At 33.3% G+C, this 12509-nt stretch carries 11 protein-coding genes; 7 read left to right on the plus strand and 4 right to left on the minus strand.

The window, feature by feature from the left end; all coding sequences use genetic code 11:
* Positions 1–94: 94 nt before the first annotated feature.
* A complete protein-coding gene (locus RBG61_RS03830) occupies positions 95–676 on the plus strand; it encodes an adaptor protein MecA (RefSeq protein ID WP_307945953.1) in 582 nt (193 codons plus the stop codon).
* Here the strand turns inward: RBG61_RS03830 and rpe are convergent.
* Positions 671–1312 (minus strand): ribulose-phosphate 3-epimerase, encoded by a 642-nt coding sequence (gene rpe / locus RBG61_RS03835; RefSeq protein ID WP_307945955.1) that lies wholly within the window; start codon positions 1310–1312, stop codon positions 671–673. The two genes, RBG61_RS03830 and rpe, sit on opposite strands and share 6 nt — an antisense overlap.
* Before the next feature lie 294 nt (positions 1313–1606).
* Between rpe and RBG61_RS03840 the strand changes: the two genes are divergently transcribed.
* Positions 1607–2542: an AEC family transporter gene (locus RBG61_RS03840; protein ID WP_307945957.1), complete on the plus strand. Its 936-nt coding sequence runs from the start codon at positions 1607–1609 to the stop codon at positions 2540–2542.
* A 397-nt stretch (positions 2543–2939) separates the two neighbouring features.
* Here the strand turns inward: RBG61_RS03840 and RBG61_RS03845 are convergent, their stop codons facing one another.
* From RBG61_RS03845 to RBG61_RS03855, 3 genes are all read right to left on the minus strand, one after another.
* Complete coding sequence (locus RBG61_RS03845) at positions 2940–4367, minus strand: S1C family serine protease (protein WP_307945959.1); 1428 nt, start codon at positions 4365–4367, stop codon at positions 2940–2942.
* A 103-nt stretch (positions 4368–4470) separates the two neighbouring features.
* Positions 4471–5940, minus strand: coding sequence for a sensor histidine kinase (locus tag RBG61_RS03850; protein ID WP_307945961.1), 1470 nt, complete (start codon positions 5938–5940; stop codon positions 4471–4473).
* A 64-nt stretch (positions 5941–6004) separates the two neighbouring features.
* Complete coding sequence (locus tag RBG61_RS03855) at positions 6005–6697, minus strand: response regulator transcription factor (RefSeq protein ID WP_307945963.1); 693 nt, start codon at positions 6695–6697, stop codon at positions 6005–6007.
* Between the two features lie 497 nt (positions 6698–7194).
* Here RBG61_RS03855 and RBG61_RS03860 point away from each other — a divergent pair, with 497 nt between their 5' ends.
* The 5 genes from RBG61_RS03860 (at position 7195) to RBG61_RS03880 (ending at position 12461) form a co-directional block, all read left to right on the plus strand.
* On the plus strand, positions 7195–7746 hold the full coding sequence (locus RBG61_RS03860; protein ID WP_307945965.1) for an RNA polymerase sigma factor: 552 nt from the start codon (positions 7195–7197) through the stop codon (positions 7744–7746).
* Between the two features lie 26 nt (positions 7747–7772).
* Complete coding sequence (locus tag RBG61_RS03865; RefSeq protein WP_307945967.1) at positions 7773–9470, plus strand: hypothetical protein; 1698 nt, start codon at positions 7773–7775, stop codon at positions 9468–9470.
* 121 nt (positions 9471–9591) lie between these two features.
* Entirely contained in the window at positions 9592–10398 is an 807-nt protein-coding gene (locus RBG61_RS03870; protein WP_307945969.1) for a hypothetical protein, read from the plus strand.
* A gap of 217 nt (positions 10399–10615) precedes the next feature.
* Entirely contained in the window at positions 10616–11710 is a 1095-nt protein-coding gene (gene ychF, locus RBG61_RS03875) for a redox-regulated ATPase YchF (RefSeq protein ID WP_307945971.1), read from the plus strand.
* Between the two features lie 130 nt (positions 11711–11840).
* On the plus strand, positions 11841–12461 hold the full coding sequence (locus tag RBG61_RS03880) for a potassium channel family protein (protein ID WP_307945973.1): 621 nt from the start codon (positions 11841–11843) through the stop codon (positions 12459–12461).
* The last annotated feature ends 48 nt before the right edge of the window (positions 12462–12509 follow it).

Below are 12509 nucleotides of genomic sequence, written 5' to 3' on the forward strand. Positions count from 1 at the left end.
AGTCGCACTTTTCAATAAAATTAGTATACTGTAGTAACAGGAAAATAATGAAATTCATAATCCTTACCCCATTGTGGAAACGGAGTGATACATTTTGAAGATTGAGCTGTTAGATGACAAGACAGTAAAGGTTGTTCTTTCAAACGCTGATATGGCGCAATTTAATCTAACATATGATGAAATGGATTATAAAAATCCAGATACAAAGCGTGTTATTTTACAGCTTGTCGATCAGATTAAGCGTGAAGTAAGCATCGACCTTTCTACCGGAAAGCTCTTTATTGAAGCGTTTCCTTATGCAGACGGCGGATGTATATTATATGTGAATTTACTGGATAGCACTCAAAAAAATAAACAAGGATGTCATAAATATAAAACCAGTTTTGATACACCAATCGCCTTTTGTTTCAAAGATATCAATGCACTCGCCGACTTATCTAAACGACTCATATCAAAATATGGGCATATCATTCTAAAAAACGCATTATATCTTGAACAAGATAAATACTATTTGTTAATCTATACCTATTTCAAAATGGATGAACAGCTACTTCATTTATTAACTGAATATGGCCAATTTTACGGAAAAGGCAGTCTTGTATCTTCAATTATTCAAGAACATGCGCAAGAAATCATTGCCACAGAAGCGCTTGAAACCTTAAGCGAATGCTTATAGTTTTTGTAATTTTGTAACCATTTCGCTTGGATTTTTTGCTTGAAATACAAACGAACCAGCAACCAAAATATTAGAGCCGGCATCAACGCAAAGCTTACCTGTTGTTTCGTTAATGCCGCCATCAACTTGAATATCAATGGATCGTCCTTTCTCAGCAGCCATACACTTCACTTCTTGAATTTTAGGAAGCATATCTTCCATAAACGCTTGTCCACCAAAACCAGGCTCTACTGTCATAATTAATACCATATCAATTTGATTAATAAGATGAGCAATTGCGCTTGGACTGGTCTTTGGCTTTAATGCAATTCCGACTTTCTTTCCATGTTTTTTAACAACATCAATTACTTTTTGAGCGTCGGAATCAGATTCAATATGAAAACAAAATAAATCTGCACCTGCATTTAAAAATGCTTCAGCATAAAACAGCGGATCACTTATCATTAGATGAACATCTAAAAAAAGGTGAGACGCTTTTTTTATTGCCTGCACAACAGGAACACCTATTGATATATTAGGAACAAAATGCCCATCCATTACATCAATGTGAAGCATATCGGCATTTTCTACTTTTTTTATGTCATGAATTAGATTAGCAAAATCTGCTGAAAGAATAGAAGGAGATACTTTAATCATTTTACTTTTTCCTTTAGTTAATTTCTTAGCAATTTATCTATGTGAATGTCTTTTTTTCAAAATCATATTCACAATATAGAATTAAAACAAAGACAGACGCTACCAAATTTATTGTACTCTTTTCTTGTTTTCCAGTCAACAAATTTATTCGATTTTTCTTGATTATTCAGCACATTCGTTTATAATAAATAAAGGTAACACTCAAATTCAAATATTTATTATCATTCAAAACGAATTGCTGTTACAATATCTTACATTATTATAGGTATTATTTACGAAATCATGAGGTGTAATATGGATTTATCTTTAACAGTGCTCAATCAAGTTTTGGTTATGTTTGCACTGATTGCAATCGGATATTTTTGCTTTAAAATTAAATTAATTGACGATAGTGGAAAGCAACAGCTTACCAACCTATTGCTGTTTGTTGTAAACCCAATGGTTGTTATCAATGCTTATCAAATTGATTTTAATCCACAGTTAGCAAATAACTTACTCATTGCGTTTGGACTAGCTGTATTTAGCCACATTTTAGCTATGGGGATTGCTTATTTATTTATCCAAGGAAAAAATAATCAACATCGTGCATCTATTGAGCGTTTTTCTGTAATTTACACCAATTGCGGGTTTATGGCATTGCCTTTAATCAACGCACTTTTCGGCAACGAAGGCGTATTTTATGCCAGTGCCTATGTTACAATCTTTAATTTGCTTTCATGGACTCATGGATATGTTACTATGTCAGGAAAAGCCGATAAAAAAGCGATGTTAAAATCCTTAGTATCACCTGTTGTTGTTTCGGTTTTTGTTGGTATCATTATGTTCTATCTGAATTTAAAGCTTCCTTTCGTTTTAGCTACAACGGTATCTGCAATGGCATCTTTAAATACTCCGCTTGCAATGGTCGTTACTGGTGTTAGCTTAGCCCAAACGAAAATATTAAGCGCTTTTAAAACATTAAGATGTTATTATATTGTATTTTTAATGAATGTTTTAGTACCTTTATGTGCTATGATAATCTATTTATTCTTACCACTTGACTCAAACTTACTTATTGTTAATTTAGTTTCAACAGCTTGCCCTTGTGCAGTAACTACTTTACTATTTGCCAGCAAATTTGATCGAGATTCTGCATATGCTTCTAAGCTTTTAACTTTATCGAATGTCACTTGCATTGTTACAATTCCAGGCATCATTTTTCTTTATCAAATTCTTTCAAAATTAATATAATTTTTTTTGAAACAAAAATGATATAAAATCTAATAATAAAATCAAAACAGTAAAAAAGTACAAACAAAATAATTTTTGCTACACCCAAAGAAATACCTTTGGGTGTAGCTTTTTTATATCAATGGCATAGAATAATACGTCTTTGGTATAAATCTACATAATAAAACACTATGTAATTTATTCCATAAAACACGCAGGCGAGTGTTTACGAGTGGTGACTCATACAATCCTCACTTACAACAAAAAAGTAACACCTTTAAGCGCTTGTAATATAAGCTTAACAGCTTAACTCGCCTGCTTTATATATACTTATCTTATGTTCTATGGATAAGTATACTTACATTAAAAATACTCGTGGTGAAACGCCACGAGTATTTTTATATGATAGAATATATGGTTATTCTGATGTTGTTGGAGCATCTTCTCCTAAAGCAATACTGATTTTAAATGTTTTTGCTCTTCCATCGCTGCCGATTCTATAGATATCCATTTCTACAGTATCACCAGGCTTTTTACCATCAAGCGCTGCAGAAATAGTGGTTGCATCGTAAACTTCTTTTCCGTTAATTTTAGAAATAATATCGCCTTTTTGAATGCCCTTTGCTGCAATATCTGCATTCGGGTCAAAATCGACTACTCGTAAGCCTTTTGGAATACCATTCAAATCAGCAAGTGTTTGAGAAATTGGCATATAGGTAATACCAATACGAACTCTTCCACGTACATAGCCATTTTTCATCAAGGAATCTACAATTGGTTTTGCTGTGTTAATTGGAATAGAGAATCCCATACCCTCAAATCCTTCAGCAACAATTTTCGCTGTGTTAATGCCAATTACTTGACCATACTCATTTGCTAATGCACCGCCGGAGTTACCAGGGTTAATTGCAGCATCTGTTTGTATATATTTCATCGTATCACCTAGTGTTGCACTATCCAATACACGGTCAACAGCAGATACAGCGCCTTTTGTTAAACTACCGGAGAATTTCATTCCGTTTGGATTACCAATTGCAATAACCGTTTCCCCAACTTCAAGTTTACTTGAATCGCCAAAAGTTGCCGCTGGTAAATTATTTGCATCTACTTTAATGACTGCTAAATCTGTTTTGCTATCAGATCCAATTACTTTTGCTGTATATGTTTTTTTATCGGTAGTAATCACTTCAATTTTTGCTACACGCATTCTTGGATCTTCAGGTGTGATAACGTGATGATTCGTTACAATATAACCATCTTTGGTCATAATTACGCCAGAGCCTTGACCTAAAACTTGATATCCGGTTGTTTTTGTATAAGTTACAATTCCAACAACAGATGGATTAACAATCTTATTGACTGCTTGCGTTGTTAATCTGCCATCAGGACTAGTGGTTTCTTGTTTTGAACCTTCCGGCCTACCTTGTATGTCAAGTGTAGGCGCATCGCCTTTTCCTTGAACAGAAGACCCATTCTCATCAATCTTGTCATATATAATGTAGCCGCCCAAAGTTCCTAAAGAAGCGATACAAAGAATAGATACAATAATAGCAAATACCTTTAAGCCGTTCACCGGTTTCTTTTCTTTCTTATCCTTCTTTTTCTTCCCATTTTTATTATCTAATGGTCCATATTCTTCAAAAGTCCATTGCGTTTGTTGGGGTGGCGTAGTAAAGTTTGGAGAATAAGGCTGTTGTGGTGGTTGCTGAGGATTATTCGTATCATTTTGTTTTGGCGGATAAGAGTAATGGTATGTTGGGTTAGTATTTGGTTGTTCGGATTTGTTTTCACCATTATTATTTTGATTGTTATTGGAAAACAAATCGTTATTATCATTAAAGCTCATAAACTACCTCCTATGTGATTTGTTCTGTTTTTATCATGGCTTTATTATAGTATATCTTTATTTCACTCAAATTAACTAATTTTGAAATGCTACGAAAAAATAATTAACTTTTTTTAAACTTATTCTGTAAAGCTGTTGTCGGATTTTTAGGAGGGACTTTTGACGGAACAGAAAAAACAAATTCAACATATTCGCCTTCCACACTATTAACCGTAATATCACCGCCATGTAAGTTCACAATGGAACGCACAATATACAGTCCTAATCCTACTCCATTTTTATCAAGACCTCTTGATTTATCTGTTTTATAAAATCGCTCGAACACTTTGTTCATTTCTTCTTTTGTTAAACCTACGCCGCTGTTTTTTACACTAACAAATGTATTATCTCCAATTTCATAAATCGAAAATTCCAAAAAACCACCTTCGTCTACAAATTTAACTGCATTTTCTGTTAAGTTATAAACTACTTGGTGCATTAAATCGGGATCAGCTTCTATCATTACTTTTTCATGATCCAATCCTTTAATCGTTAAATGCTTTTTATCAATTTGCTGTTCAAAGCTGAATACGGTTTGACAAATGGTATCAACTATGTTAATTCGAGATTTATTGATTTTCATTTCGCCTGCTTCAATTCTTGATAAATTAAGCATAGTTTTTACTAAGCGAGAAAGTCGTTTTGTTTCATCTGATACAATCTGCAAATAATATTTTTGCTTTTCGGGTGGAATTGTACCATCCAAAATACCATCGACAAATCCTGAAATAGATGTCATCGGCGTTTTTAACTCATGCGAAATATTTGCGATAAAGCTGCGTCGCATAATCTCTTGAGTCGATAATGACTGCGCCATATTATTTAGTGCCATTGCAAGTTGTCCCATTTCATCATATGAGGATACTTCTAGTCTTGTATTGAGCTCACCCTTGCCAAACTTTTGTGCCGCAAGCGACATCTGACGCAATGGTTTTACCATTTGCAATGTTACGAAATAAACAATAATAAAAGTCAAAAATAAGACTGCAACAGACGAAAATAGAAACATTTTCAACATTTCATTCAAGAACGTCTGTAATTGCTTAGAAGCATGCATCGAAGTAAACACATAAGCTACTCGAGTATTCGTTCTCGTTGATACTTGTGTTGCTACTGTATAGTAATGTCTTGAATAGAAATCTCCCATCTTGCCCATTTCAGAATATTTACCATCACTCGATAGTGTACTCAACACACTTTGCGGTATTTGCTTATCCTTATGCGGGCAATTTCCTTGTTCAGTGCAAAACATAACATGGCCTTGCGCATCTGTCATAAAAATGGTTGCATCAACTGTTAAAGATAAAGCACGAAATGTATTTTGTAATTTAGCAACATCCAAATCGCCGTCTTCCTCTAAATCAAATCGAGCAATAATTGCAGCTTGTTCAACATGAGATTGTAAAAACTTAAATTTATCCTCTTTGAAATATCGAGAGGCAAACACTAAAAATAGTGCCCCTAAAATGGTGATGCTTATAAATACCAGTGATGCACATACTGTAAAATATCTTACAAATATACTTTTTTGCATTTTTCCTCCTACCATTTTATCATAGGCTGAATTAAGAAACGTGGATATAATCCACGTTTTCTTGTTATTCGTTTACTTCAAATTTATAGCCTACGCCCCAAACAGTTTTTAATGCCCATTTATCTGAAACGCCTTCTAATTTTTCACGCAATCTTTTTACATGAACGTCAATTGTACGAGAATCACCATAATATTCAAATCCCCATACTTCATCTAGCAGCTGGTCACGAGTATATACTCTGTTTGGGTTTGATGCCAAATGGAATAATAACTCAAGCTCTTTTGGTGGAGTATCGATAACTTTATTATTTACTTTCAACTCATAACGAGTCATATTTACAACAAGTTTATCAAAAACAACTTCTTTTACTTCTTCTGTTGCGTTGCCTTGAGAAATTCTTCGTAAAACAGCTTTGATACGTGCAACGATTTCTTTTGTATCAAAAGGTTTTACCACATAGTCATCTGCACCTAGTTCTAAGCCTAATACTTTATCAAATGTTTCTCCTTTTGCAGTTAACATAATGATTGGCACATTTGATTTTTTACGAATTTCTCTGCATACTTGCCAACCGTCTAATGAAGGAAGCATAATATCCAATAAAATCATGTCCGGATTTAATGCGTTAAATTTTACAACTGCTTCCTGACCATCATGGCAAAGGATAACAGAGTATCCTTCTTTCTCAAGATATAGTCTTAAAAGCTCGCATATATTCTTATCATCATCTACTACTAATATTTTTTCTGCTGACATTTTAATTTCCTCCTTTAAAATGATACTATTTTCAATTTTGAATAAAGTTCTTATATTTAACTAATTTACACTTACAATTATACCCTTTTGGCGGTTAAATGAGTGAATAATTTATGAACAAATCTACAAAGAAACTTGAAAGAATGTTACATTACAAATGAATAAGTTTGTGGTAAAATTAGGGTAAGATAAAATAAGCATTATTTGAAACGGCCAACGGCAAGAGCAAACCCTTGGCCTACATCAACAATACGAATTAACGAAATCACTATGTCGCCGACTTTAAACTCTATTAGTCTTTGCTACGCAAATCCACCTTCCTCTAAGAGGAAGGCTAATATGGTTTTTTCTGTTTGAGGAACTGTTCAAAACAAAGTAGGGCGGTGGCTTGCTGGCAACGAATTGTTGAAAATATTATAAATATATTTAGTGACTTTCAAAATTACATTGTATATATAAGTGAAGATATCTTTAGCCACTAAAAGGAGATGACATTGTTGGAAGACATTGAATTATTAAAGTTAATCAAGGCTTCCCCATCGGATGGAATCAAACAAGTGATTCAACTGTATGGTGGATTAGTGAAAGCAATTTCAATACGGGTAGGTATTGAAAATCCTCAAGATCAAGAAGAATGTATATCCGACACATTTACAAAGCTATGGCAATCCATTGATAAAATTGATTTATCCAAAGGAACGCTAAAAAGCTACCTCAGTATTATTGGCAGAAATACCGCAATTAACAAGCGAAAACAGCTCAAACGCAGTGAAATATTAATTCCAATTGAAGAAAATGATTGTGGTATAGAAATTGATATGGAACAAGATATTGCAAACGAACAAAATGCCAAACTAATCAATGCTGTTGTTTCTGAAATGGGCGAACCTGATCGTGAAATTTTTATTCGACGTTACTTCTTTTTTGAACGTATTAAAGAAATTGCGACGCACCTAGGTCTTGAAAACAAAACAGTAGAAAATAAACTTTATAACGGCAAAAAACAGTTAAAGAGTATTTTACTTGAACGAGGGATTATTCTCTCTTAGCTTTACTTTTAGAAAGGAGTAGTACTATGAAAAATACAGATGATTTAATGGGATTTCTAGAGCCAAACCAATTTGATAATATTCCTATTGAAAATACACAATTAAGTGAAGACAAAATCAATCGTATTTATTCGCTTACTATGGAAAACATTAACTGCAAAGCAAAACCAATAAAAAAACGTATGAGCAAGAAAGTAATTATTTCATTAATTGCAGCAATTATTGTGGTGTCAAGCTTAACAGTATTTGCGGCTGGACAAATGCTTTTTCCTGTCAAACAATTACCATATGGAAGAAGAGTACAAACGGTTGACGAAGTTTTTCCAAATAGAAGCAATACGCCTCTTCAAATAGTTAAAGGCGATCAATATACAATGGAATTAAAAGCAATTAAAGCCATCAATGCAACGAGAGCTCTTGTTCTAGTAGATATTATTGCAAACGATGGACATTCACTTTGTGGTAGTTATATCACTTACCCCCTTAATAAAGATTTAGATGATAAGATTAAAGTACGAAATATGGCACATTTAGCAAGTGTTGATGTGAATGGTGATATACTTGATACTAGTTCGCCATTAGCAGGTTGTATTCAACTAGATGATGGAAATCCAAATGATAATCGTATAAGTTTTCAGTTTCAGTTAAATACTTTAAAATTGCCATCACTTAATCATGTTATAGTCAACTTTGAAAATATGTATCTATTACAGCAAACAGAAACGGAAGATTTAAATTCATTAAACTTAAAAAATTTAGTAAAGCAAACAGGAAAAGTGGAGTTGAACGACTGTACTTATTTCAAAGAAAGGGATGAATATGCCATAAAAGGCGAAGGCTCTTTTTATCCAATCGATTTTCCACCAAAAACATTTGATCAGTTAAACAAAGAAGAGCGTATTAAATATGATCGTACTCCATATTATTTTCTTCCTGATAAGACAAGATTAAATAAATCATTTACTTCTAAATATACAAATTATAAAATACAAACGGCCGCTATGATTGATGGAAAATTGCAAATGGTTCTTTCCATCCCATTTGATACGAAAACTGGTACAGCTACGAAAGTACCAAAGCTTGTATTACAGAACAAGAAAACGGGTGAAGTAAAAGAAGCATATTGGGATTATCGTACACTAAATGAATTTTATTGGAAAGCTCAAAGTCAAGGTCAAGATATTGGTGAGTTTGAAAATTTAGACCTTGTTCGATATAGATATGTCTTTGATGTAAAGGAAAATGATTTAAAAAACTGGGAGTTAAAAGGCAAACCAGAATATAAAGTACAGGAAATTAACGTTGGAGATTTAAAATGTGTTTTTCCAATCAATAAATCTAATTTTGATGCTATACCTACGGTAAATGAAATCAATAAAACGGCAACTGTGAAACAAATTGTTTCAGAAACACTTCTTGAATATATGAATGATAGCGAAAACACAAGTAAGAAAGAGATCACACAAAAAATCTTAGTTGAAAAGATTGCCTATTCTTCTTATGGAATACAATTTATGTTACAAGAGGTTAATCCTCAAAGTGTGCATTACTACTCATTTGCAGATATTTATATTAACATGAAAGATAATACCAAAATAAAAGTAAATAGCGAAGATTACGCAAATGACGTAAAACGTATCATTACATTCGATTTTGATAAAAAGATAAAATTGAATGACATTCGTTCTATCGTAATCGGTGACCTTGAAATTCCGTTAAACTAACAAGAGTAACCCCTCTATTATCCCCACTTATATGAGTGGGGATTTTGCTGTAAATTTAGGTTTGACTTTTACTAATATTTGGATTATTATTAGTATACTATTGTTGAAAGAAGTGGCTTAAATGAAGAAATTATCCTTGTTGATTACCTCACTCATTATGATTACCTTGCTAACGGCTTGTGTTGAAGCGCCATCTGTAGAAAACAGTTCATCAGAAGAATCTACTGCTACATCAAGTGTTACTTCAACAAATAGCAGCAATGTTGCTTCCATAACTAGTTCACAAAGCTCAGTTTCATCAACGTGCAGTTCAAAAACAAGTTCTCATTCTGCTAGCAGTAAAAGTGCTTCATCGAAATCTTCTTCAACCACTCAAAGTAGTAGTGAAAAAGCAAGCAGTGAAGCTGTTTCTTCTGAAATTACAATTCCAACAGGTGAACCACTTCCACCCGTAAGCAAAGAATTACAACAAAAGTATTTGAAAGGTTTAGAAGCCTATAAATGGGTTTACTCAGGAGCTATGTATTCTGATAGTAACCCGATTGATGCATTTGGAAATAAAGTTCCGAAATTCTTGCCGAAAGGGGAACATTTTTATAATTACTTACTCGAGTTTTTTGATAATGGATATATTGAAGAAAGATTGTTATCTGGATTTTACTTTGATGAAAGTGGTAAAATCCCACCAACTATTCAAAAAAGTATGAAACGCTCACAAGATTATATCAGTCATAGCTTCGAGAAGGTTTCTGAAAGCCAGGATAAAATTGAATTAAATGTTATTGTTACTTTTAATGAAAACGGGACAAAATATCAAGCAAGTTATCCTCTCATTTTCGAGTGTATGGAAGGTAGTTGGATGATTACTGATTTTTATTTATGGTGTCCTCCTGAACATATAAAAGATAACTATGCTCCAATTTCGTAATATATAAAGCAATTCATCCTTTAGAAAAACATGAACGAATACCCTTAGAATGGGTTTTGAAAAGAAGAAGTAGTTATTACTACTTTTTCTTTTTCTACGTTAATGAACACTTGCTTAAATCTTACAGTTGGTGTATAATACTACAGTATTCGAGCAAAGAATAAATTGAATGAAAATGTACGGTTTGTACTGTCAAAATAAAGGAGATTTTTAAACTATGAAGCTAGGTATGGTAGGCTTACCAAACGTCGGAAAAAGTACGCTGTTTAACGCAATAACAAACGCTGGTGCGGAATCAGCAAACTATCCTTTCTGCACAATTGAACCAAACGTTGGAGTTGTTGCTGTTCCGGACGAACGCCTTGATGCATTATCTGTTATGTATAACCCTCAAAAATTCACTCCGGCTATTTTAGAGTTCGTTGATATTGCCGGACTTGTAAAAGGTGCTTCTAAGGGTGAAGGACTTGGTAATAAGTTTTTAGCTAACATTCGTGAAGTGGATGCAATTATCCATGTTGTTCGCTGTTTTGAAGATGTTAATATCATTCACGTTGACGGGGAAATTGGCCCAAGACGTGACATTGAAACGATCAACCTAGAGCTTATCTTCTCTGATTTAGAAATTCTTGAAAGAAGAATTGATAAGACAAGAAAGTTAATAAAATCTGATAAAAACTATCAATTGGAATTAGATCTTTGTCTTCGCATTAAAGAGTGTTTAGAAGAAGGAAAATCTGCTCGTACGCTTGACTTAAACGAAGAAGAAGAAAAGCTGATGAAATCATTCCAATTACTATCTGCTAAGCCTGTTATTTATGCGGCAAATATGTGTGAAGAAGATTTTGTAAATAATATTGATAACAACAAGTTTTATCATGAGGTTTGCGAAATTGCAAAAGAAGAACATTCCGGTGTATTACCTGTTTGTGCAAAAATCGAAGAAGAAATTTCCGGTATGGATGCCGAAGATAAAGCAATGTTTTTAGCTGAATTAAATCTTAAGGAGTCAGGCTTAGATAGAATTATTAAAGAAAGCTATGCATTATTAGGACTTATTTCATACCTTACAGCAGGTGTACAAGAAGTTCGTGCATGGACAATCACCAAAGGAACAAAAGCACCACAGGCCGCTGGTAAAATTCATACTGACTTTGAACGTGGATTTATTCGTGCTGAAATTGTATCCTATAAAGACTTAATGGATTGTGGTTCAATGGCGGCTGCAAAAGAAAAAGGTTTAGTTCGTTTAGAAGGTAAAGAATATGTAATGCAAGACGGAGACATTGTATTATTCCGATTCAATGTATAATAAATTTTACACTATTTTTTAATCAGGTTAATGATATATTTAGGTAATTACATTTTATGTAATTACCTAAACTCACTGTTTATTTACGAATAATTTATATATTTTTTTTGATTTGAAAGGAAGCTATTTCATGAATATTTTAGTCGTTGGTTGTGGTAAAGTAGGTTCAAAACTTGCTTCACAACTGAGCCGTGAAGGGCATGACGTTTCAATAGTCGATCGAGAAGAGAAATCATTTGAGTTATTAGAAGATGATTTTCAAGGATTTAAAACAAGCGGCATACCAATTGACCAAGACGTTTTAAAACGTGCAGGAATTGAAAGCTGTGACGCATTAGCAGCTGTTAGCTCAGATGATAATGTAAATATCATGGTTTCTCAATTGGCACATGAAATTTTTCAAGTACCTACAGTTCTTGCAAGAATTTATGATCCAAAACGAGAAGATGTATTCTCTCATTTTGGACTACACACTGTTTGCCCAACAAATTTAACAGTTGCAGCAGTTCGCTCTGCAATTACAGAAAAAGAAAAGCCACAAGTTATCAATATTGACTGCCATACCATTTCTTTTTCTACAGAAGAGCTTCCAAAGTCACTAATCGGTAAAAATGCAAACGAAATTATGTTGGATTCTCACCAATCACTCTATGCAATTCAACATCAAGATTTAAGCCTAACCTTATATCAAGGACAAAAAATTATTTTAGCTGCCGGCGACAAAGTGATTATTTCTCATATTGTCGATTAGTTGACATATTATAAACAAAAATCCATATCATATGGACATCGGAGGTCT

The organism is Paludicola sp. MB14-C6 (assembly GCF_030908625.1).
Taxonomy (GTDB): domain Bacteria; phylum Bacillota; class Clostridia; order Oscillospirales; family Ruminococcaceae; genus Paludihabitans.